Source organism: Paenibacillus koleovorans NBRC 103111 (assembly GCF_004000845.1).
GTDB lineage: Bacteria > Bacillota > Bacilli > Paenibacillales > NBRC-103111 > Paenibacillus_AA > Paenibacillus_AA koleovorans.
Window position 1 is genome coordinate 1 of sequence record NZ_BIMA01000118.1, and the last position, 21,879, is coordinate 21,879.

General features: G+C 50.2%; 19 protein-coding genes and 1 pseudogene. 8 read left to right on the forward strand and 12 right to left on the reverse strand.

All coding sequences use genetic code 11. The features are described 5' to 3' along the window. Positions 1 to 670: 670 nt before the first annotated feature. Positions 671 to 1,645, reverse strand: a complete 975-nt coding sequence (locus PKO02S_RS26520; RefSeq protein WP_127587904.1) for a phosphotransferase — start codon at positions 1,643 to 1,645, stop codon at positions 671 to 673. Between the two features lie 151 nt (positions 1,646 to 1,796). Next, complete coding sequence (locus PKO02S_RS26525) at positions 1,797 to 2,738, reverse strand: phosphotransferase family protein (protein WP_127587905.1); 942 nt, start codon at positions 2,736 to 2,738, stop codon at positions 1,797 to 1,799. Between the two features lie 208 nt (positions 2,739 to 2,946). Here PKO02S_RS26525 and PKO02S_RS26530 point away from each other — a divergent pair, with 208 nt between their 5' ends. Together PKO02S_RS26530 and PKO02S_RS26535 are read left to right on the forward strand one after the other, a co-directional pair. Further along, positions 2,947 to 4,104, forward strand: a complete 1,158-nt coding sequence (locus PKO02S_RS26530; protein ID WP_127587906.1) for a Gfo/Idh/MocA family protein — start codon at positions 2,947 to 2,949, stop codon at positions 4,102 to 4,104. A gap of 1 nt (position 4,105) precedes the next feature. Next, positions 4,106 to 5,938, forward strand: a complete 1,833-nt coding sequence (locus PKO02S_RS26535; RefSeq protein WP_127587907.1) for a hypothetical protein — start codon at positions 4,106 to 4,108, stop codon at positions 5,936 to 5,938. Positions 5,939 to 6,004: 66 nt separating this feature from the next. On the opposite strand, the gene PKO02S_RS26540 is transcribed toward PKO02S_RS26535, so the two are convergent. Continuing rightward, positions 6,005 to 6,760: a creatininase family protein gene (locus PKO02S_RS26540; RefSeq protein WP_127587908.1), complete on the reverse strand. Its 756-nt coding sequence runs from the start codon at positions 6,758 to 6,760 to the stop codon at positions 6,005 to 6,007. A 797-nt stretch (positions 6,761 to 7,557) separates the two neighbouring features. On the opposite strand from PKO02S_RS26540, the gene PKO02S_RS26545 reads away from it, so the two are divergent. Next, the gene (locus tag PKO02S_RS26545) at positions 7,558 to 8,328 is read left to right on the forward strand and encodes a hypothetical protein (protein ID WP_127587909.1); all 771 of its coding nucleotides are present in this window, start codon (positions 7,558 to 7,560) and stop codon (positions 8,326 to 8,328) included. A 31-nt stretch (positions 8,329 to 8,359) separates the two neighbouring features. Here the strand turns inward: PKO02S_RS26545 and PKO02S_RS26550 are convergent, their stop codons facing one another. After that, the gene (locus PKO02S_RS26550) at positions 8,360 to 9,370 is read right to left on the reverse strand and encodes a helix-turn-helix transcriptional regulator (protein WP_127587910.1); all 1,011 of its coding nucleotides are present in this window, start codon (positions 9,368 to 9,370) and stop codon (positions 8,360 to 8,362) included. 103 nt (positions 9,371 to 9,473) lie between these two features. Here PKO02S_RS26550 and PKO02S_RS26555 point away from each other — a divergent pair, with 103 nt between their 5' ends. Both PKO02S_RS26555 and PKO02S_RS26560 read left to right on the forward strand, forming a co-directional pair. Continuing rightward, positions 9,474 to 9,953, forward strand: a complete 480-nt coding sequence (locus tag PKO02S_RS26555) for a hypothetical protein (RefSeq protein ID WP_127587911.1) — start codon at positions 9,474 to 9,476, stop codon at positions 9,951 to 9,953. A 41-nt stretch (positions 9,954 to 9,994) separates the two neighbouring features. After that, positions 9,995 to 10,471, forward strand: coding sequence for a GyrI-like domain-containing protein (locus PKO02S_RS26560; protein WP_127587912.1), 477 nt, complete (start codon positions 9,995 to 9,997; stop codon positions 10,469 to 10,471). 64 nt (positions 10,472 to 10,535) lie between these two features. Here PKO02S_RS26560 and PKO02S_RS26565 read toward each other — a convergent pair whose 3' ends face one another. The 5 genes from PKO02S_RS26565 to PKO02S_RS26585 form a co-directional block, all read right to left on the reverse strand. Beyond that, positions 10,536 to 12,527 (reverse strand): GTP-binding protein, encoded by a 1,992-nt coding sequence (locus PKO02S_RS26565; RefSeq protein ID WP_127587914.1) that lies wholly within the window; start codon positions 12,525 to 12,527, stop codon positions 10,536 to 10,538. Between the two features lie 64 nt (positions 12,528 to 12,591). Further along, on the reverse strand, positions 12,592 to 13,536 hold the full coding sequence (locus PKO02S_RS26570; RefSeq protein ID WP_164821705.1) for an NAD-dependent epimerase/dehydratase family protein: 945 nt from the start codon (positions 13,534 to 13,536) through the stop codon (positions 12,592 to 12,594). A 33-nt stretch (positions 13,537 to 13,569) separates the two neighbouring features. Continuing rightward, positions 13,570 to 14,025 carry a DinB family protein gene (locus PKO02S_RS26575; RefSeq protein WP_127587918.1) on the reverse strand — a complete coding sequence of 152 codons (456 nt, stop codon included), beginning with the start codon at positions 14,023 to 14,025 and terminating at the stop codon, positions 13,570 to 13,572. A gap of 56 nt (positions 14,026 to 14,081) precedes the next feature. Further along, positions 14,082 to 16,037 (reverse strand): GTP-binding protein, encoded by a 1,956-nt coding sequence (locus tag PKO02S_RS26580; protein ID WP_127587920.1) that lies wholly within the window; start codon positions 16,035 to 16,037, stop codon positions 14,082 to 14,084. 36 nt (positions 16,038 to 16,073) lie between these two features. After that, a complete protein-coding gene (locus tag PKO02S_RS26585; protein ID WP_164821706.1) occupies positions 16,074 to 16,955 on the reverse strand; it encodes a methyl-accepting chemotaxis protein in 882 nt (293 codons plus the stop codon). 189 nt (positions 16,956 to 17,144) lie between these two features. Between PKO02S_RS26585 and PKO02S_RS26590 the strand changes: the two genes are divergently transcribed. The 3 genes from PKO02S_RS26590 to PKO02S_RS26600 are packed head-to-tail and all read left to right on the forward strand — an operon-like array spanning position 17,145 to position 19,042. Continuing rightward, on the forward strand, positions 17,145 to 17,483 hold the full coding sequence (locus PKO02S_RS26590) for an ArsR/SmtB family transcription factor (RefSeq protein WP_127587922.1): 339 nt from the start codon (positions 17,145 to 17,147) through the stop codon (positions 17,481 to 17,483). Between the two features lie 2 nt (positions 17,484 to 17,485). Continuing rightward, positions 17,486 to 17,941 carry an SRPBCC family protein gene (locus tag PKO02S_RS26595; RefSeq protein ID WP_127587924.1) on the forward strand — a complete coding sequence of 152 codons (456 nt, stop codon included), beginning with the start codon at positions 17,486 to 17,488 and terminating at the stop codon, positions 17,939 to 17,941. Positions 17,942 to 17,944: 3 nt separating this feature from the next. Further along, positions 17,945 to 19,042 (forward strand): NADH:flavin oxidoreductase, encoded by a 1,098-nt coding sequence (locus PKO02S_RS26600; RefSeq protein ID WP_127587926.1) that lies wholly within the window; start codon positions 17,945 to 17,947, stop codon positions 19,040 to 19,042. Between the two features lie 376 nt (positions 19,043 to 19,418). On the opposite strand, the gene PKO02S_RS26605 is transcribed toward PKO02S_RS26600, so the two are convergent. From PKO02S_RS26605 to PKO02S_RS26615, 3 genes and pseudogenes are all read right to left on the reverse strand, one after another. Then, a complete protein-coding gene (locus tag PKO02S_RS26605; protein ID WP_127587927.1) occupies positions 19,419 to 20,009 on the reverse strand; it encodes a kinase in 591 nt (196 codons plus the stop codon). 50 nt (positions 20,010 to 20,059) lie between these two features. Further along, a pseudogene (locus PKO02S_RS26610) lies at positions 20,060 to 20,643 on the reverse strand (transposase). Between the two features lie 168 nt (positions 20,644 to 20,811). Then, positions 20,812 to 21,840, reverse strand: a complete 1,029-nt coding sequence (locus PKO02S_RS26615) for a sialidase family protein (RefSeq protein WP_127587929.1) — start codon at positions 21,838 to 21,840, stop codon at positions 20,812 to 20,814. Between the last annotated feature and the right edge of the window lie 39 nt (positions 21,841 to 21,879).

Genomic DNA, 21,879 nt, shown 5'->3' on the forward strand with positions numbered 1-21,879 from the left:
GCGGGCTCCGACCGTTGTTGAAAGCATGGCCTTTGGATGGAAGTTAGTCGTTGTTGGGCCACCATTCAAAGACGGACACTTCGCTTCTCCACTCCCTCCTCCTGCCCTCCTTCTTTTGTTCATCGTGTTACGTTTTTTCTAAAAAACTTTCCCTAGGACGACTATCCGTGATCTTCCTATTCCGCCGGGTTTCCGCAACCAGCTATACCCTACTCGAGACGAAGAGCATTCTCGAGCGTGAGCAGCCTGGCGCCCGTACCCTTGCTCCTTAGTCCGAAAAAGTCTGACTACCGCGCGCCTCACCGCCCGGAACCGCTCTGTAGTCCGAATTGGCCGAATTAGAGCGGCGTTTTCTGGAGGGACCGTACGGAAACGGCTCTGCAAATAGGAAAAGTCGGACTAGAGACCGCCTCCTCCTCCGCTCCCGCCACGCAGTTCGGAAAAGTCGGACTAGAGCGTATATGGCCTTTCTTGGAACGGCGGCTTTCATCTCCCTTAACAATGAATCGACAGTCTCTGCCGTAGCGTTATGGTTCCGCCTCACCCCTACCGTGCTTAGCAAGCACCTCCCTCACGTTTTAGGCTTCACCTATTCCATGAGAAGCACTTGTTAGTATTAAACAATTCACTTCGAACCCCTCAAGTTACTAATTCAATTTTATTGAATCATTCAGAGCTTAAATATATCATTCAATTTGTTCCAATTGTCCCCGATCCAGATCATCTCATCAATAAAACGTCCCATTGTCTTGTCACTGCCATACATTGCATGTACCCACTTGAACTCCTTATACCAAGTAAGTTTAATGGATCGAACAAGTTGCTCATTAGATAAGCTCATATGTACCCTGTATCCTTCTACATAAGCCTCTAAAGCATCCAGCCGCATTTGGGCATCTTTAAGAGCACAGGATAGCAGCGCTCGTGAGATATCAAAATCAGGATAAACAAACTGTACTCGATCAAAGTCGACAATATCAGCAACTCCATCCATGGAAAACAAAAGATTGTCAACATGCATATCCCAATGAGCCCATCCCTTAGAGCATTCATGGAAAATATCCATGTCTAGTCCGCCAAGTATTTCCATTTGCTTTTGAATAGCTAGTACGTATTTATCGTGATTGGCTTCTTCTGTTTCATGCAAATTTAATTCTAGTCTGGCCATCATGTTATGCTTGCTTGGCAGCTCCCAGTGTAAAACGGTGCGTCGAGGCAAATGGATGGTCATCCATTTGTGCATTCTTCCAGTGGCTTCCCCAAGACTGTACATTTGTTGGAGATTAGCGGTCCCTGCCTGGATAAGCTCCCCTTTACTGACACCAGTTATCATATAGTCTTCTTCGGATGGTAAACGATGAATATACCGATTGTTGTATGAATAGACAGGCTGACAAGGTATGCCATCACGATACATCAAATCTTGACACCGCAATGCTTCGTGGACGTCTTCAAGTCCTCTTCGATACCTAACTTTACAGTATTTCTTCACGAAAAAGGATTCACTATCGGTCTTCATGATCCACTTCATATTTCCGTATCCCAAATGATTGGCTTCTATCGATTGAATTTGCCATCCAAACTTGCCTCTGAGGTCATTAATGATCTCTTCCTCAATAAGGTTTATTGCTCTAGCTGCTTCCATAGCGATCACCTCTTGGTTAATGGAGCATATGAACCAAACTAGTTAAGCTTTTAAATACGAGACAGAACAAACGTTCCTGCTCGTTTTAGTATATCACCTATTTACTGTGAAGTGCTTCCAATATCCTATGAAAAAGCGAATAAGTCTCCATTCACCTTACGATCATCTCTAGATAGTTGTTAAGCGCTTGATATGTACTGGGACTATTTTTCCACTTGCCAAAGGTCCAAGCGATATAGCGTATACCAATATACCTTGTAGCGGTTCGCCATTGTTGAACAAAATGAGCATGGGTTACTTCTATTTGATAGGCTTCCACGAGTTTTTCACGGTAAATCTGTGCTTTATTTAGACTATTAAAACGAGTAGCAATATCAAAGTAAAAAGAGCCATAATGAGCATCTGCCCAATCAATAAAGAAAACTTCATTGTCACTTGAACACAATACATTCCCAGGATGTAAATCCGTATGGATTAAAGTATGTGATGGTTCATCGTTTATCACATACTCCATTTCATCGACTATGGATGCTGAAACGGCTTCAATTTCAGGAATATAATCTCGGAATTTCTCTACAAACGCTTCATTTCTTTTTGCGTTTTCCCATTGTGGAGTCCACCATTTATCAAGCATACGGGAAATATATGAGCGATCAGCAATCGGGAGCCAAACTAATTCTTTTGCAAGGCGGTAATTCGAGGCGTGTATATGTGCTAAGGCATTAGGAATCTGTTTCTCAAATATCCCTATATCCATTTTTGAATACTCTGTGTCATGGTCTACATCTTGCATGCAAATATAATCAGGAATATCTGTAACGACATCGTTTGTATAATTGAACGGTATTTGGGCTGATTGTGCCTGCAACCGCCCTAGAACAAGACGTTCACATAGCTCTGCTTTTTTTGTTACTAGAAAAACCTCACACTCCGCTTTCTCTACCTGTATTGTTACTTTATAACGTTGCACTTCTTGCGATTGGAGCCCTAATCTGATCGGACGGGTTTCCAAAGCAATAACTTTTGCGAATGGGCTGATATATCTTTCCACGGTTTTTTGTATCAGAAGCTCTTGTTCATAAGCATTTCTCATATTTTCTCCTCCTACGACCCAGTTTGTGTAACCACATTTTAATAGATTCCATGGATAAACTAAACAGAAAAACCAACTATCAATTGTTCTATACTCATATGCCAATGGAACATCTGTTGACAGAAAAAAATAAGAATATTATTCTTATAGTAGAATTTATCAATAATATTGTTCCGTATACAGAACAACTGTGGAGGTCATTCCCTTTATGGCGGCGAAAAAAGTTAGAATGGGCATTATCGGTACGGGAAAAAGAGGGATTTACGTCGGAGGGTTGTACGCCAAGCATCCGCATTGCGAGGTCATCGCTCTATGCGACACGATCCGTCCCAATGTGGAGAAGGCAGGAGCGGCTTTAGGGGTTTCCAGCGGGCATTGCTACACCGACTTTGAGGAAATGCTGCGTCAAGAGCCGCTGGATGCGGTCTTGATCGCTGCTCCGCCGGATATTCAAGTGGGGATCGCGTGTTACGCCATGGAGAAGGGCATTCATGTGACGACGGAAGTCCCTGCTGCCTACACGATCGACCAGTGTTGGGATCTGGTGAAGACGGTTCAGAGGTCAGGTGCGAAATACCAGTTGTCCGAGCAAACCCGGTTTTGGGGCTTTATTCAAGAATGGAGGCGTATGGCAGACTTAGGCCAATTCGGCCATATCCTGTTCGCGGAAGGGGAATATTTGCACTATGCGGAGTGGGATTACTTTTTCGACCCGGTTACGGGTGAGAAAATAGTGGGAAGCGCTACCCCGCCGGAAGGCAGAGCCGTGCAGCCGACTTGGAGAAATAAACGGTTCTACAATCCGATTTATTACCTGCCGCACACGCTTAGTCCGCTGCTTAGCGTCACGGGCGGCCGAGTGACCAAGGTTTCCTGCATGGGGACGCGTCCCCAAAGTTATTATGTTGACAACTACTCGGGCAGAGACATGGAAATAGCGCTGATGCATACCAGCACGGATACGGTGCTGCGAGTCGCCGCCGGATTCACTTCACCTCATGGCGAACGCAAGGATACGGCCTGCCACTGGTATCAGGTGAAAGGAACGCTGCAGACCGCGGAGTGGGCCCGGTCGACGGAGGATCATCCCAAGTTATGGACGGCCGCCGACAACCAGTGGCGGAATATGGATTGGCCTCTATCCGCGGCCAAGATCGACGAGACCGATGAAGGAAGCTCGCACGGCAATGCCGACGCATGGCCGGTTCATAACTTCCTGCAAGCGATCTTGGAGGATGCCCCTATCGAGATGGACGTGTACGCCGCCGTGGAAACGGCAGCGCCGGCCATATTGGCGGCGGAATCCTCCAATCAAGGCGGAATTTTGCTCCAGGTTCCGGATTTCAGACCCCATAAGGAGGCTTAATATGACCATCCCCCGTTCTTCCCTAACCGGTTATATTTTTGATCAAACCTTGCAAACAAAAGCCATTCAGGAACAGCGCAACTATTGGTATACGTACATCGAAGAAATTTTTGACGAGTTGGGGCTTGCTGCGGCAGCGCTGACTCGAGCGGAACTATCGGACGCGTCTCAACTCGCCCGATTCAAGTTTCTTTTCGTGGATTTGCACGACATGTCGGCTGCGGAACAGACGGTGTTGCAGGAATGGGTGGCCCATGGAGGCACCCTGGTAGGCTTCGCTGTGCAAGGCGCCGACGAGCTGTTCGGCATCCGCTTCGACAAGCTTCAACCCCAGCCTGACGATGACTTTACCATCGCGGGGTATGTGCAATTTCCATCGGAAGAAGTTCCGAATGAGGGAGCCGGCGGGCCATTGTCCAACCCGTGGTACCGTTATCGCGACACGTTGCTGCCTATCTTCTCCCCGCTCTCATTAGTAGATGCCGGACAAGAATCGCAGACAACGGCCATCTTGCTGAATGCCGGCAAAAGAACGATGTCCCGCCCCGCCATCCTCGAACATCGCATCGGGCAAGGACACACCTGGTACTTCGCTTTTGATTTGCCTCAAACCTTATGGGTCATGCACCAAGGGCGGCCGATCGACCGCGATTACGACGGAGACGGCTATTACCGCACAGGCGATGCGATTCCGTTTAGCCGGGTTCATGACTTGAGCCTTCCTTACGGCGATTATTGGCTGCAATTTCTAGAGGAGCTGCTGACCCGGCAGCCGCAACCTTTTATTCATCAGCTGCCCCCTTTCCAGGATGGAAGCGTTCCCGACCTGCTCCTTCATTACGGAGGAGACGACGAATGCGCTCCGGATTATCAGGTAATCGCTTCGAATTACATGAAGGCCAAAGGGTTGCCTTATCAAATGAATTTGATGCCGGTTGACGGCAAATTCGCCATCGATAAGGAAGAATATGCTGCCATTCAGGCTAACGGGCACGATCTTTCCGTTCACTTTGATTTTGTGAAGCCTCATTTTCATTATACCGAAGGGGACATCGAAGAGCAGATCAAGCTGTATGAGGAAGCCTTTGGCGAAACGCCGATCGCGTCGGTGAACCACTGGCTGACTTCCACCGGCTGGGCAGAGCATGCCAGGTGGTCATACGCTCATGGCATGAAGGGGGATAACTCCCGGGCGCATACCTTCACCCCGCCCTACAATCCGATCAATGTGATCGGCTTCGGATTCGGGACCGTTTATCCTCATTTTGTTTATGACGATTACAAACACGGCAACGCCAAAATTCCGTTCGTGAACATTCCGATTGGCTTTTTTGAGCCTCGCATTTACGAGGAATCCCGGGAAGCGGATATTAAACGGATCCATGATGCGCTTGACCGCGCTGCCCATTTCCGCTGGACATTGAACATGTTTATTCATCCCGTCTACATAGCGGATGACACGATGAACGAGCATTGCTTGCCGGCGCTGGACGAAATGTTGGATTATTTGCGGCAAAGGCAATACCGGGCGGTCCATCAGTCCACCAATCAGCTATGCTTGTGGTGGCACGCCCGATCGCAAACGAATCTGAACAACTACGAGATCTCGCAGGAGCCGGATGGAGAAACGGTCGTGACGTTCGAGGTGAAAACAGGAGCCGAGGCTGGCGTGTTAGTGAAGCTGCCGGTTCCGCACCACACGAAGGAGCATGCAGTAATCCTTGTGAATGAGGAACAAAAACAGGGCGTTTGGCAGCGTCAAAGCGGACGGATGTGGCTGCACATCCATGTTCCTCAAGGGGAACACCGCGTGAAGGCGGCTTGGAAAGGCTAGTTGATTGGAAAGTACAAACAAGCCGGCAACGGGGTTCAACCCGGTGCCGGCTTGTTTGTTATTTTGCTATTCAAGAGCCTGTTTCTTGGCGGCAACCTTCCGCTTATACGCCTCCAGCTTCGCCAAATATTGCAGACCCATATCGACTTGCAGCTCCATCAGCTTGGCGCCTTTCTCCGCGGTCGCCGCTTCGGGAAACCCCCAGTAGCCGTCTTCCGTTAATTCCGATGTGTCGAAATAGTCCATATAATCCTGCGGGACTTCGGTTGGCTCGCTTTGGGGACGAATCTCCTTCACGAGCTCCGGATGCAAAGCCAACATTAGGGAAGTTTCAAACTCGCCCGCGTGGACATCATGCCGCGTATGCTCGACGATCTCTGCCAACCTGGGGTCCGGGATACCCGGCGTGAACAGCAGAATCACTTCCATCTCGGCTTGCACGGCCGCATAGTCCTTGTTCAATTGGCGGATCGCCGGCTTCAAGCTCCAATTGCCGCCGTGATAATTGACCACGATCAGTTTGTTGTACCCGGAATGCCTAAGCGATTCGGCAATGTCGCGGACGATGAGCGCCAGGGTAGTCGATAAAAGATAAACCGTGCCTTGAGACTCCCGATGTTCAATCGAGGAGGAAATCGGGATGACCGGCAGCAAATAAGCATCCAGCTTGTCCGCCAATCGCCTGGACAACTCTCCGGCAAAAATGGTATCCGTGCCCACCGGTAAATGGCTGCCGTGCTGTTCAAGCGCTCCAATTGGCAAAACGGCGGTTTTACAACCCGCTTGTTCGAATTCCAGGCGCGTATTGTTCATGGTTAACATAGGCTCGCATCCTCCAAATCAGGGTTCGTGAAACAACTCTCCTTTATTATGGCGGCCTTGCCTGCTCCAGGCAATGACTTTCGGTTTAGAACCGTTTTATCGTCAACCTGTTCTTAGGAAACAAAAGCTGGCCAGACATCTCCAGAGTTAATGGGGTTCCCAATATCGCCTACTATTGACAGATCCACACGCCCATCTCCCCATCCGGTGTTCACCAAAAAACAAAATGAGCGTCCGCTAGTGTCAGTTCGTAAGGATTTGGATTCCTCCTGGATATCGATTTCGTAATGACCATATCGATTTTTTCCGCTCATACAATCGTTATTCATGCGTTGAAGATCTTCACGATTCGTGAACTGTGTGCCTGTTATTGCTTAATCGGCGTAAATATCCACGTGTGTCCAATCGGGACGCTTGTTAACCAAATCTGTGTAATTGTCAACTTGTGATTTGCAACTGATCAACTACTCCTCTGCATCGTCCTTACTCGGGTGTATAGGGCAACACACACAATGTCTTATAGCTTTCCCGCGGCGCGGTCTTGCCTCGGAGACAGGAGCACTCTTCCACCAACTCGTGCAACGTATGGACATATCAACCGCGATATTGGAGGCCGTCACTGGAGAAAACGACATTGATGGTATGCCCTACACGCCCTCATGGCCTGTATCCAGACTGTTCAACGCAACGCCGAAACTGTTGGACGAAATCCAACCGGCTTGGGAATTGACAGAGCAGTTACTAGCAGAGGAAAGCGCCGAAAACAGTCACATCCGGAAGAGAAGGAGTACTTACGCATGGCGTCCCCACAAATGGTAGATCGGATTTTGAATCTTCCCCGAAACCTTCAGAACTCAATGGGTTTGTTGCCGAAGGACGACCTCTATACATCGGTGACTCAGCGAGGTGATGCGGATAATTTCCTATTTGAATTGAAAGTGTTATTCAGTCTGCTGGATTATCTGACAACGCATGGCTGGAGATGTACCATCGCGAACAAACAGATGTCTGTCATTCGACTACCCAGAAGCCCCGGACTGAAAAAGAATTTCAGTTATTTTGTCGTTGAACACACCAAAACGGGACAGATATGGCAAATCGTTCACGGAACCCAAATTGAAGATCAGTTTGGTGAGCCTCGAGCACCGGATATAAGCTTGCAAACGGAGAATGCCAGTATACAACCGACCTATCGCGATATCAAAGCGATCTGGGACGCCAAGCTCCGAGGAACAGACGATGACCTACTAGACAACGTTATAAGTGATTCGGAGTATCGAAGCTTCGTTTGGGTCAAAGATAAACTGAGAATACCCTGGCCCAACAGTACGGAGGATGTTTTGGCAGGTTGGCCGCCGGCATTTGAAGTGTGTGCATTGATTACAAACGGCAAGAGTCCCACCGAGAATGTAAAGGTCTTTCTGTCGGATCACGCAAGCATTACAGCTCAATTTAAGGATGCATCTACTCCAACATTTCCGAGGCGAATGGATTACCACAAGCCGCCTGTAATAAAGAAACTAAGCAGAAATGTCCGCGGTCGTTTGACGAACCAGCCCGGGGTATAGTTGAGCGCTTGGGAGTGCTTCAGAAAGCAGGCTAATCTCGCGGTGTACCATTTCCTCCTAATTGTGCAGGGGGATTTTTTATTTTCAATTCAGTTAACCGCTCTTCCAATATCACTCGCAGCTCGTCAGGAATCCGCACAAACGCGATCCCTTTTCCTAAGAACAAAAGCCAATCCGCATAATACGCCAGCGCCTCCTCATCGGTCACATCTAGCTGGACGTTGAAAATGCCGCTCGACTGAAACATCCCGGTAAAGGACAGAATAATCCCCGGCGGGTGCATGCGCTTAAAGCGCTGAATCCCCGTCGAATCCAGCTTTACAATAAGATTGGACTCACGGGCAACAAGCCGTTTTTTGCTTAAAATCTCTTGCTCAGACCCCTTCATCTCCTGCTCGGAAATGGCCGAATCCCGCAGCATCTCGACAGGCAAATAACGAAACTCATCCAGATCAAAATCATAAACCTCGACCAGCCACCGAGCGTTCGAGTTGAAAATATGCAGCAAAAATACGTCCAGCAGCTGCGGCCAGCCAGGATTCGGCTCATAAGTCACGCGCAAATGCTTATTCCGCACCGCAAGCGAAATCAACTGGTTCAGCTCCGCCGGCGCCGCATCATCAAGCTCTAGAAGATTCGGATTGGCAGGATTGGTATTCTCAAAAAGCAAGATATTATTCAGCTCGATCAGCTCGTCTTGCTGGGTTTGCGACGCGATGCCTATGAGTTTTTCAGTGATGGAGCGGCGATTTTGCAGATAAGGGAGCTGCGAATTTTTAGAAGCGATAAAGCTGATAAAAATCGCCTTCAGCTCATCGGGCGTGAAACGGGCAGCGGGCAAATACTGATTTTGCAGCACATTGTAGCCGCCGCCCCTCCCAAGCTCGCTCGTCAGAGGAAAACCCATCGCCTGAATCTCGTTAATGTCGCGGATCGCCGTCGCCCGGGAAATCTTGAACTCCCGCTGAATCTCGGCAATAGTAAAATGCGCGCGGTTGTTGATGTAGCGCATTATTAAGTTCACTCGTTCTGTTTTCTTCATGATTTGATTGTATCAAAAATGTCTATAAAAAGTATCACTTCTTGATACATTTCAAAAATAGAATCAATCTTGTAAAACATTATCCCGCGAAGGAGAAAACAAAATGTCCAATTACTCCATCAAAACCATCTCGGAAAACTACAAAATGACGGCTTTCGGCGTTTCATTCGAAGACTTCAACGACTGGGCAGGCAATGCAGCAAAGACGGCAGCGAAAAAAGCTGAAATCACTGATAACGGCAAGCTTAGTGAATTACTCGCGCTGGCTGACGGGCAACAATATCAAATTAACTACGTTATGGACGGCAAGGCTTGGCGCGGCTTCGGCGTGATGGGTGAGTTCGACGTAGAAGGCGCGGTCGGCCTCGATTTCCTCGCAGGCGACTACCTCGTTGTGCCGGGCACGGGCGCTGACAAAGACCGTCTTGCTGACGAAATCACAGGCAAAGTTTTCGGCGGTCTTTTGCAAGAAATTACAGACTTCCAATACGTTGGACCTGGTAACTCAACATTCGTCAAAGATGCTGAAAATGGTGAATTCTACGGAGAAATGTGGCTTCGTGTAAAAAAAATTGAAGGCTAATCTCTGTCAAAGAAGTTAAGCCCGGATAAAGGAGCACTAGCATGGCAAATTACACGCTTGAACACAAAAAATCATTCACATTGACCGCTTATGGTTTTTCAATCCAGTCGAATTTCCAAGACATGTCGGCTTTGCAAAAGGAAAAAGCCCAGTTCTGGGGCAGGCTCAAGGCTGACGGGCGTTACGATAAGCTCAAAAACGCCGCCAGGGACGATCGCGAATGGTCAGTCAACGAGGTGTATCAAGGTAAACCGTGGAATTATTTCGCGGTAGAGGCCGGAAGATCAGTGGTTGACGCAACGCGCATCATCGAGTTTCCAGAGAGTGAGTATATTGTAGTGGCAGGCATTGGCGACAAGGAAGCTTTGTTTGATCAGCTGACTTACCGAGCTTTTGGCGAAGTATTGGCCCAAATTACGGATTATGCCTACATCGGCGGTCCAAATGCGACTTATCGCCAAGATAACGGCGACGGCACGTTCTACGGCGAATTTTGGGTTCCTGTGGTAAAAAAGTAATTGGATCTGGACGCAACAGAACAGGCTGCCTATGAATGACGGCAGCCTGTTCTGTTATTAACAGTCACAGCGCATTACGTACCGACAAAATATATTTGGCTTGATCTAGCGGGTTGACACCTTGGCGTTTACGTTCCGCGTGTACTTCCGGCGGACATTCCCTGTAATAGGCAAACGTTGTGGACAGAATGCCTCTCCCCTTGGTCATCGAGCCGAGTCGAGCCGGAAAATCGAGCGACGTCGCAACCGGTATCACTCCCTCGAGCTCCATCCGCCCGCTGCGGATCGTCGGCAAATCCAACTCGCCGCGCATCACAATGAGTTCGTTCATGACCTTGCCGGCATATTCCTCCGGTACGGATAGGCGAAAATGCAGAAGCGGCTCGAGCAGATGGGTACCGGTGTTCATGAGACCGTTCATAATGCCCATCGGCGTCGCTACTACGAAATCAAGCGGATGCGTGTGCCACACATGATGTTCGCCTTCCACGAGCGTAACCTTCAGATCGGTCACTTCCCAACCGCGCAGCCCTTGCTGCAGGGCTTCGGGCACACGCCGTGCAACCTCGTTCTGGTAACTTTCGAGGAGTCGCTCCGGCCTCGCCAACGAGTTGAACTGCACACCCGTTCCCCTTTCCCCTGGTTCAATCCGGAAACGCAAAATGGCCCAGCACGGCTTTGGCATCGTATAAGCAACGAATCCTTCTCCGGCCCTTGTTGGAGTCTCCTTATAGATGACCGAAGGACGATCGAATGCGACCTCGAGCCCGAACCGGCTCTTCAGCACCGAAGCCAGCACTTCCATCTGAATCGGCCCCATTACCTTCAATTGAAGCTCCCGATCCTCTGGCTGCCACTGCACATCGAGAAGCGGGTCCTCGTCGGCCAACTCCTGAAACGCCGCCACCACCTTCGGATACTCGGCCTCGCTGCGCCATCGCACCTGAACCGACAGCAAGGGTACGGCCAGCTTGCGCTCGTCGGGAACTCCGGCAGCGGTGCCGACGATATCGCCGATACGCGCTCGGCTCAATCCGTAAACCGCTGCAATATCCCCGGCCTGCAGAATGCCGACGTCCTCCGACTTACGGACATCAATTTTGCGGATTTGAGTAACCTTCTCTTGAATATCTTGCGTCACATTATGTACTATATCGCGGTTGTGAAGCGTGCCGTTGTACAAGCGCATGTATGCGATTCTGCCCATATCCGGGTCTCGCTCGAGTTTGAAGATGATACCGGCAACCGGCGCAGCAGAGTCCCCTCGTGGGCCAGGCAGCCAGCGCAAAATAGCATCCATAAGCTCGGATATGCCGATCCCCCGACTCGAGGCACCGAACAGCACCGGGAATAGCTCCGAACGGACAATACCATCCTTTATCGGCGGCAGCAGCTCTGCTGTGGTTAGATACCCCTTCTCGATATAACGCCCCAACAACTCTTCTGTCCGTTCAGCCACCGTCTCCACAAGTAGCTCGCGGTACAACTCGGCCTCACTTGGGAGTTTGCCCGTTTCTTCCCGCAGCAAATCCGCGCATTCGGCAAAGTCCTCCTCAACTCCAATCGGCGCCTGAATCGGTATAGCTCCTTCCGACAGCAGGCGACGGATGTTTTTGAACGTGCTTATGGGGTCTGCCCCAACTCGATCGAGCTTATTGACATACAGGATCGTCGGGATACGGAGATCTCGCAGAGCCTGCCAAATCAATTCGGTTTGTGCCTGCACGCCCTCAACTGCGGAAACGATCAGAACCGCTCCATCCATTACGCGCAGCGACCGTTCTACTTCAGACAGGAAATCCACGTGTCCTGGCGTATCGACAAGATTCACCTGAACACCGTTCCGGACGAATCGGGTAACCGCAGCGCGCACCGAAATCCCTCGCTCCCGCTCCACATCCAACCAATCCGTCTGCGCGGTGCCGTCATCAACGCTGCCGAGCGTGCGAATACGTCCGCTTTCGTATAAGATGTGCTCCGTCGTCGTCGTTTTGCCGGCATCCACGTGCGCAAAGATACCTACATTCCGAATTTGGTTCTGCTGTGCCTCGCGCATGATGGCGCTTCCCTCCGAATTGTAATAAGCCCGTTCTACTTCAACGATATTTCACGCACTATGTTCAGCTCCGATGCTTCGCTTCCCTGGCCAGCATCCAATCCAGTGTTTCTTGGATCGCAGCTTCTAGCTTGAGATGAGGTTGGTACCCCGTCACCTGCGTCAAGTGCGATGTATCATAGATCCGGTGCCTGACATAGTGACGGTCGCCGGGTTTGCTCTGCAGATGCTGCTCGATGGACAAGGACTCGAAAGTCAGCTCCACGCCAAGCTTCTCCGCAATGATCTCATAATAACGTCTCGCCGTTACAGCCTCCGGGCCAACAAAAGTGAAGATGTGACCCCAGGAGCGCTCCATGCCTGCGAGATGGGAGATACAGAGCGCAATCTCCCGCGACCACACGGGTTGAATCAGGAGCTGACCATCGTTCAATAACTGGAGTTCCTGACCGCCTCTGCGAATCCTGCTCAGCAGGTCGGGTGTCCGTCCCAACACCTGGTCGCAGCCAAGCTCCTTGCCGGCTCCCATAATATGCGGAGGTCTCAGAATGGTTACCGGGAAGGAGTCTTCGTTCCAAGCAGCAAGCAGCAAGGCCTCGCAATCCAGCTTGCCCTCAGCATAGGGAGTATCTCGATGGGTGGCAGCCGATTCGCGTATGGGATATGTGGTTTGGTTGCTCGATGCATACACATAGTCCGTACTGATGAAGACATAATGGGCACATTTCCCCTTCAATACGGGAATTGCACTCTCGATATCCGCTGCCTTGTAGCCGGCGCAATCGACGACCAGATCGTATGTACGCCCCTCCATGGCAGCCTTCCACTCTTCTTGAATGGTGCGATCCGCTTGAATAACTTGACTGCCTGGTATTGTTGGCTTATTGCCTCGGCTAAGCACATCCGTCTCCCAGCCATCCTCCAGCAGCTGCCGTGTGATCGCACCGCCCAGAAATCCGCTGCCTCCAATAATTAGTGCTGATCTTCCCGTACTCCCACCCATAGCCATAGTCATGCCTCCTAAAATCTTCTGCGCGGCCCGTTAGAGCCTCGCGAATGTAATAAAATCGACTTGAACAGGCTCTGCCGATTCGCTCCGAAGGGCCCGGTTGATCTGACCCCGGTGATATTGCCCATGCAACAGGACCTGCGACAGGATGTCCCGGGCTGAGGTTCGGAACGAAACCCCGTTCTGGTTCGCATAGTCGATCATCTCGTCCAACTCGGATTCCTCAAGCCCACCGATATAGACGCGATATTGCTCGGCGTTTTCTTCGAACATCGCCCGGATCGCCGTCAAGTCTTCCGCTTCTTCCCACAACGAAAATTGCGTGCTGCCCTTGCCCTGCAATCGGGACAGCCAGACTTGTTCCGCAACCGCGACGTGCCGAACCAGCTTCAGAAGGTCCTTATTCTTCGTCCCACTCTCATCGAGCGCGTCCAAGATGCGTCCGTCCGCCCAAAGCAGGTGGTCCATCATGCGCTTGATCGTCTTCATTTTGGGTTCCCCCTCTTATTCTCATCGATATAGTGTTGGGAAAAAGATACTGCCGCCTAAAGCAGATGCATCTTGGCCTCCGCCTCGTCCCAGGGCACAATGTAGCCATGACCTTTGGCGCAAAAAATCGAGGAGGAGCTGTAAAGCGGATCCGCATCCTTCCTATACCCGATCCTTGCAATAATTTCATCGGCATTATGGCAGCGATCGTAGCCGCCGAACAGAAGCTGAATGCTGCCGCGTCCATGGGTAAAGGAAGCAAGCTCCATGCTGTAGCTCCTGAAGGTAGCAACCGGGACCTTGCCTGTAACCACGGCATGGGTGCTGCTTGTTAGCGGCGGCTCAAAATGGCCGGAGGCCCGCTGTAAGTCGGACAGCAATCGGCCTAGATGGTCCATCTCCACCTTGATTTTAAACCTATAGTAGGGCTCCAGCAACATGTTTTCCGCCTTCTCCAGCCCTTGCCTCAACGCGCGAAAGGTTGCTTCGCGGAAATCGCCGCCATGCGTGTGCTCATTGTGACCAGCGCCTCTTAACAAAGTGATCCGCAGATCGGTTACGGGCATGCCGGTGAGTAAGCCGTGATGAGCTCGCTCAAAAAGATGGGTTTTGATTAAATTTTGATTTCCTATACTCAAATCATGGGGATGGCACGCGTTGATGAAGGTGATCCCACTGTCACGCTCCCCGGGCTCCAACCGCAAGTGAACTTCCGCATAATGCTTGAGCGGCTCGAAATGGCCGTAACCGGTAACGGCTGACTCTATCGTTTCCTTGTATAAGATTTCCGGAGCGCCGAACGTCACACTTATCTGGAACCGTTCCTTCACGATCTGCTCCAGTACTTCCAGCTGAATAAGACCCATAACATGAATGTGGATTTCCTTCAGTGCTTCCTCCCATATCACATTCAAGGAAGGATCCTCTGCCGTCAAAAGATGGAACACCTTCAACACATCTTTAACGTTCAAGGTGCTGTCGAAGCCGATTTTCGACTTCAGCGTAGGGACCATCTCGTAGACCAGCTTGTCCTTCAGGGTTCCCAGGCCTTGTCCTGCTTGAGCCGCCGTAATACCGGCAACGGCAAACAAGCCGCCTGCTGTCGCCTGCTCGACCGGTGTCAATTTACTCCCATTAACCAGAAAGAGCCTTGTCACCTTTTCACGCATTTCTTCTCCATTGTGAAGATAGGTCAATTCTTCGCGAACCTTTAACGTACCGCTTAAGGCTTTGATAAAGGTCAACCGTACGCCTGATGCATCATGACGAATTTTGTATACCCGTCCTCCGAACGCGGCGTCAGAGTCATACGATTCCGTCGTCAGCTCGTGCAGCTGCTCCAGAAAGTTGCGGATGCCGACATCCTGCAAGGCCGACCCGCTGGTACACGGAAACAGCTGAAGGTTGCGGATCATCGACTGCAGAGCATTCAGCCAGAAAGGGTTACCCTCATTTCCGGACATATACGACTCCAATAAAAGCTCGTCCCGCTCCGCCATGCTTTCCCGTAAAGCCTCTCCCACTTCACCATTCTCGAAATTTCCGGCAAGCTCTGCTACGTCTTCCGTCAAATGCTGACGTATGTCCTGGATGACTTTGCCGGCGTCCGCTCCGGTCCGATCCGTCTTATTGATGAAAAAGAACGTTGGAATCCGGTGATTATGCAGCAGCTGCCAGACCGTTTCGGTATGCCCCTGAATGCCCTCCACCGCGCTGACGATCAAGACCGCAGCATCCATCACCTGAACGGCCCGCTCCATCTCCGGAGAAAAATCGACGTGTCCGGGCGTATCGATCAAATAATACGTAGCTCCTTTATAAGACATCACGGCCTGATCGGCAAATATAGTAATTCCTCTGGCACGCTCTAAGTCATGGCTGTCGAGGTAAGCGTCCCGATGATCGACGCGCCCCCGCTCCCGGATGCTTTGCGTATGGTACAGAAGCTGCTCGGAGAAGGTCGTCTTGCCCGCATCCACATGTGCAAACATGCCAATCGTAATCTGCTTCATCCCATCACCTATCCGTTTTCAGAATATGGATAGTAACTAGGCGAGAGACTTCGCTATCCCAGCCAGGCGTTCGGCAAGTCCGGCCACTTCTTCGATCGCCTTAACCATTTGCTGAGTCGCGAATGCCTGTTCATTGCTCTTGACAGCGCTGCTTTCCGAGGCGATCGTCACTTTGTCCATCTTCAGCCAGATCAGTTCCGTCAGCTCCGCGATCTGCTCCGCATTCGTACTCGATTGCGACGAGAGCTTGCGGATCTCATTGGCAATCACTCCGAAGCCACGTCCGTTTTCTCCGTTTCGCGCTGCTTCGATAGCAGCATTCAGGCCAAGTATGTGCGTTTGGCTAGCGACATGTTGAATAAACTGAAGCATGCCTCCGATTTCCTTGGAGATCCCTTGCACTTCTTTAGTCTGCTCCACAAGAAGCTTCTCGTTCGCATCAATCTCTTGCGCGGACACGGCAATCTGCTTGATGCTGCTCGATATCCACTGCGCATGCTCATGCAAGCTGCGTGACATCTCCTGCAAATCTTCGCCGATTCGCTGAGCCAGCTCTTGGTTTAGAGTACGGATGCGTGTCGATAGGCCTTTCATAATACGCCAGGTCAGCACACTATCCTCGTTCATCAATTTACGAAATGACTCGTGCCCAAGACTCACAAGCTCGCAGGGTGTTGCCGTTATCGCCGTTCCGCTGCGCGGAAGTCCTTCTAGCAGGGACATTTCCCCCAGAAAATCCCCTGGACCGAGCTTGGCCACCGAAATTTGACAGCCTTCCTGCTCGAGAAAAATTTCTATCGTGCCCGACAAGACAACAAACATCTCCTCCCCGTGATCCCCGCTGCGAAATAGGATCTCCCCGGTCGGCTTACGCAACAATTGACCATGATCTAGAAGTACTTGTATATTCATATCCATTTCACTCTACTCCCCATAGGCTGTTGTCTACCCGAAGTTGATTATACCTTTATTGTACTCCCTAGTGGGAATATTTTGATAAAGAAAACAATAAGAAACTCCGTGGCTGTATGTCAGTCACAAGCAGCTTGACATGTGCTCACAACAGAGCCTATAGTTAAGCATATCATTAATTAAGGAGTTGTTTAATTGGCTGCGAAGGACACACTAAGCCTCACCTTCGCTGCGCTCGCCGATCCGACGCGCCGAAGCATCCTGACCCGCCTGTCACAGAGGGCCGCGACTGTCAGAGAAATTGCCGAGCCCTTCGAGATAAGCGCACCCGCTATCTCCCAGCACCTCAAGGTGCTGGAGCGTGCAGGACTGATCGAACGCACAGCGAACGCCCAATGGCGGACCTTGACGATGCGCACCAAACCTCTGGATGAGGCATCGGCCTGGGTCGAGAAACACCGACGCGAGTGGAACAATAGCTTCGACGCTTTGGAAGTACATCTCAAGCGCATGATCAAAAGGGAGGAACAATGATTATGAACATGTCCGCGTCCACAGAAATCCCGGAATTCACCATTACCCGCACCCTCCATGCCCTCCGCGAGCTCGTGTGGCGCGCCTGGACCGAGAAGAACGAGCTCGCCTGCTGGTTGCCCTCGACACCGCTGGAGACTATATCCTTTGACGTTCGCGAAGGCGGTCGCTACCAATACACCATGGTCAACGCGAAGACTGGCGAACAGTATCTCACCGGTGGTGTGTTCCTCGAAGTCATCACATTCGAACGGCTCGTCTTCACCTGGGGTTACCCCGATGCTCCGATCGAGGCTTCTCCAGTGGTGACCTTAACCCTTACCGAGCGGGGCGACAGCACCGAGATGATCTTCCACCTGCGTGGAGTAGCCGGTCACCCTGGCGATAAATATTTTTACGACGGCTGGTCCCATGCGCTTGACGATCTGATGTCACACTTGCACGGTGAGAAGCAATAGAAGATGAGTAGCCCATTATTTACACCATTTTCAATCGGCAAGCTGACGCTTCCGAATCGAATCGTCATGGCGCCTATGACCCGAACGTTCTCGCCGAATGGCATGCCCGGTGCTAATGTAGCTCAGTATTACCGGCGTCGTGCCGAGAATGGGGTAGGTCTAATCATAACGGAGGGAACCGTTATCAACCATCCCTCCTCTGCCGACCATCCTAACGTCCCTCAACTTTTCGGGTCTGCTCTGCAGGGCTGGTCGTCTGTCGTAGAGCAAGTACATGCTGCTGGCGGACGTATTTTCTCACAATTATGGCATGTCGGCATGGCACGTGCAGTCGGTAACCCTCCGAACCCGGAAGCCCTCCCGGTAGGACCGTCCGGAATCGATTTGTCCGGCAATCAAGTAACTGCACCCATGACCGAATCGGATATCCTCTCCGTGATTGAGGCATTCGCCCAAGCGGCCGCCGACGCCAAACTACTCGGATTCGACGGGATAGAAATCCATGGAGCGCACGGCTATTTAATCGATCAATTTTTCTGGAAACAAACCAATAAGAGAACGGATCGATATGGCGGTGATGGTGTTGAGGGGCGAACGCAATTCGCTGTAGAAGTCATTCGTGCGATTCGGAAAGCGGTTGGCCCCGATTTTCCGATTTCCCTACGTATATCCCAATGGAAAAACTTAAATTACACGGCCAAGCTGGCGGAAACTCCGGAGCAATTGTCGTCATTCCTTGAGCCGCTGACTGCTGCAGGTGTCGATCTGTATCATTGCTCGACCCGGCGATTCTGGGAACCGGAATTCGAAGGCTCCGACTTAAACCTGGCAGGATGGGTCAAATCGTTGACCGGACGACCGACCATTACCGTAGGATCCGTAGGATTGAACCAAGAATTCATCCATTCCTTCGCTCCCGGACAAGTCACCCAGGTTACCGGGCTTGACGGTTTGATCGACAGACTTGAGCGAAATGAATTTGATCTGGTAGCTGTCGGGCGTTCGTTGTTAGTTGACCCTGAGTGGGCGATAAAAGTCCGGGACGGACGGTTCGACGAACTGAAACCTTTCACAGTTGAAGCGTTGAGAACTCTATACTGATACAGATAGGAAAAATAACACAGTGAACCTATCTTCGAATTGTATGAACCTGTTATCGCAAATCTCCTCCGCACTCCCCTAACTATGAGCCTAAGTACACAACTCGAGAAGCCAGCTTCCCGTACAATGTACTTGGGTTCATAGTTCGCCACGGGTTTCGCTCCCTTATTCGCAGCAGAAGTAAAGGGTTTGTACATCTGTCTGGACTATCGCCCGGTGGAAAACTGCGTGTAGTGATGTTTACCTAGTGGGGGAGTCCAGTTGGTGGATGGAGCAGCAGGCGTGTGGTTAAGGAGAGTAAAGACGCACCTCTTCTCCAGAAGATCGCACAGAAAATAAAGGCTCTTTTAGTAAAGTTTGTTGCTATTGACCGCAATTACGAACTAATAACCATATCGGCGTTGGCTAACGGAGTCACCGAATCCAAATAGAAGTCTTCCGCTTTCCAATACCTTGACCTGAATTTTTCAATGTTCTCCCTTGCTGATGCAGATTCACGTTCGAATCGTTTATCCCTTGGGCAATCCAAATATAAGATGAAGTCAAAAAAGTCCCGCCACTCCGGTCGTTGAAGAAACACACCTTCAACAATCAGAATGCAGTTTCTGGATATGGTAACGGTCTTTATTTCTAACTTATCCAAAGCGGAGTTGTAGAATGGAAGGCTTATGACTTCTGCATGGTTTAATTTTGAAAATAACTGTTCACGTAAAAGTTCAACATCCCATTGAAGGTTGTAATACTCGTACCATTGGTCATATTCAGTGTCGTATCTTTTCTTGCGTTCCACAATGTAGTCATCAATGTGGAAGATGCAAAATGGTTTCTGATATTGACTCAACCTTTTTCTCAATTCTGTTACAAATGTGGTCTTTCCAGAACGACTCAGCCCGTCAATCCCAAGTATGAGTCGGTTGTTAACAAAGCGGCTCAAAATGGCATCCATTATTTTGTCATAATCGACCATGATTTCACCTCTCCAAAGAACTAATGGCTCGCAAAATATTCGAACTTCCATTACGATGCACTTCTAATAACTTGACCAGAAGTAAAATTAGCTGTCTTGCAAGCATCTAAAACCATATTCCGCTTACAAAGTTGTTTTTCAAAGTTCTTTTGTAGTTCCAGGAAACGGAACCACATTAAGTAGTTGTCCATGTATTTTGTAGCAACTCCATTGAACCGCTCCGTCCATTTTTTAGACGTAGGTGATATGCGTTAACGTGATGGATGTGGTAAACACCTTTCTTTACATATTCACCCTTGTTGGAGTTGAACTCTTTAGCGATTTTGGGCAGACTGACACCTTCAACCATTAACTGAAAGTATTTTAGCCATTTGTGGGGGTGGTGAGTTCCCGAATGCGGGCTTGCTGTCATGTCACTGAATGATTTTCCACAGTCTTTGCATAAGTAACGCTGACGAGAACGATATTTACCGATGCGTTTAATAGCGACACAACCACACTAAACACAAGCCAAGCCTCTGCTAAAACGAACTTCTCTTATGTCACCAACCATGTTGGCAATATCCTCTTTAGGTTCAGGAAAGAGAGTTTCTTGTATGGCTTGGAATTACCTAAGTTGTTCAGATTTTGGCAAATCGCTAAAATCACCATAAACGGAACGCCAGTCACGTTCATCCGTCCTTTACAAACAAATGTTCTGGTTTGATTATAGCACACACCCTATTTAGCAACAATCTTTTAGAAAAGAGCCAAAATAAAAAGGGGGAACCTTCGGTTCGCCCCAAAAACTTATACTATTTTGTTAATAAAAATGGAAAGCATCCTCCCGCAAGCTGTATCCGCGAATTTGTGCCTTTGGAGCATCATCGACAATGTACTGAACGATGTAGATTTCTCCATCGGCGAATTGAACCCATCCCGAGTAGCCTAAGTCGGCAACCGGACTCCGGTCGTAATCAAGTGGCATAATACGCGCACTCTGTTCATGGCGCTCAGTAGCCAAAGCCGACTCCAAATTCATTAACGCCGCGAAGAAGTTTTGCGCACTGGGGCCAATTCCGACTCTACGTCCTCCTTGCAGGAAACGGTAGGTTAACAAAATATGGCCGCTCTGCAGAAATCCGGTTACAGGTCGATGGCATCCAGGAATAGGTACTCGGATCAACTCCCCCCAACTCTCCCCTCGGTCATAGGACAACGTCTTATAGCAATCCATACCGGTAAAGGAATTTTCACGAAGATACGCGGCCAACGTACCGTCAGGCAAAGGCAGAATGGATACCTCACACAAGCGCAGTCCATCTCGGGCAGCCAAGACAATCCGCTCGCTCCATGTAGTCCCTTGGTCGTCGGAGTACCACACATGCTGCTCGGCATACCCTTCTCCGTTCTTGGAATGCGCAGCTAACAGCCATCGCCCGTCCGGAAGCTCGCATAGCTTGTCGGGAACAATGCCTCGAATGGGAGTTTCTATCGGACCTGTCCATGATTGACCCTCCGAATCGCCGAACCATACGAATACTTTAGCATTCTTCTCTCCGGTCTCATTAATGAGATCGCACACAACGGCCAGCCTTCCGTCTCGGAGGCGCGAGATCCGGGCACAATTCCAATACGGAAGCCCTTTCGTCCCGTCGGTTAAAGGCTTTTTCGGACTCCATGTCCTGCCGCGGTCCACACTTTCACACAGTACAATCCGGGTGTAAGAACGATCTTTATGGTGCGTGCACTCGGAAAATACGCAAATCAATTTCTCGTTCTCGGTTAGAACCAGATCCGGCCATGCCTCATAGATGGTATCGTCACGACTTACCGTGAACTTCTGAATCATTGCAAGGGCTCCTATCTCACTAAGCAAGGTCGCCGGTGG

Excerpts from the sequence above, each read along its gene's own strand:
- PKO02S_RS26565 (WP_127587914.1), bottom strand. The coding sequence starts at position 12,527 with ATGCGCGAGGCACAGCAGAACCAAATTCGGAATGTAGGTATCTTTGCG.
- PKO02S_RS26575 (WP_127587918.1), bottom strand. The coding sequence starts at position 14,025 with ATGAAGACGATCAAGCGCATGATGGACCACCTGCTTTGGGCGGACGGA.
- PKO02S_RS26560 (WP_127587912.1), top strand. The coding sequence starts at position 9,995 with ATGGCAAATTACACGCTTGAACACAAAAAATCATTCACATTGACCGCT.
- PKO02S_RS26555 (WP_127587911.1), top strand. The coding sequence starts at position 9,474 with ATGTCCAATTACTCCATCAAAACCATCTCGGAAAACTACAAAATGACG.
- PKO02S_RS26580 (WP_127587920.1), bottom strand. The coding sequence starts at position 16,037 with ATGAAGCAGATTACGATTGGCATGTTTGCACATGTGGATGCGGGCAAG.
- PKO02S_RS26605 (WP_127587927.1), bottom strand. The coding sequence starts at position 20,009 with ATGGTCGATTATGACAAAATAATGGATGCCATTTTGAGCCGCTTTGTT.
- PKO02S_RS26535 (WP_127587907.1), top strand. The coding sequence starts at position 4,106 with ATGACCATCCCCCGTTCTTCCCTAACCGGTTATATTTTTGATCAAACC.
- PKO02S_RS26600 (WP_127587926.1), top strand. The coding sequence starts at position 17,945 with ATGAGTAGCCCATTATTTACACCATTTTCAATCGGCAAGCTGACGCTT.
- PKO02S_RS26545 (WP_127587909.1), top strand. The coding sequence starts at position 7,558 with ATGGCGTCCCCACAAATGGTAGATCGGATTTTGAATCTTCCCCGAAAC.
- PKO02S_RS26540 (WP_127587908.1), bottom strand. The coding sequence starts at position 6,760 with ATGTTAACCATGAACAATACGCGCCTGGAATTCGAACAAGCGGGTTGT.
- PKO02S_RS26595 (WP_127587924.1), top strand. The coding sequence starts at position 17,486 with ATGAACATGTCCGCGTCCACAGAAATCCCGGAATTCACCATTACCCGC.
- PKO02S_RS26570 (WP_164821705.1), bottom strand. The coding sequence starts at position 13,536 with ATGGCTATGGGTGGGAGTACGGGAAGATCAGCACTAATTATTGGAGGC.
- PKO02S_RS26585 (WP_164821706.1), bottom strand. The coding sequence starts at position 16,955 with ATGGATATGAATATACAAGTACTTCTAGATCATGGTCAATTGTTGCGT.
- PKO02S_RS26525 (WP_127587905.1), bottom strand. The coding sequence starts at position 2,738 with ATGAGAAATGCTTATGAACAAGAGCTTCTGATACAAAAAACCGTGGAA.
- PKO02S_RS26530 (WP_127587906.1), top strand. The coding sequence starts at position 2,947 with ATGGCGGCGAAAAAAGTTAGAATGGGCATTATCGGTACGGGAAAAAGA.
- PKO02S_RS26550 (WP_127587910.1), bottom strand. The coding sequence starts at position 9,370 with ATGAAGAAAACAGAACGAGTGAACTTAATAATGCGCTACATCAACAAC.
- PKO02S_RS26520 (WP_127587904.1), bottom strand. The coding sequence starts at position 1,645 with ATGGAAGCAGCTAGAGCAATAAACCTTATTGAGGAAGAGATCATTAAT.
- PKO02S_RS26615 (WP_127587929.1), bottom strand. The coding sequence starts at position 21,840 with ATGATTCAGAAGTTCACGGTAAGTCGTGACGATACCATCTATGAGGCA.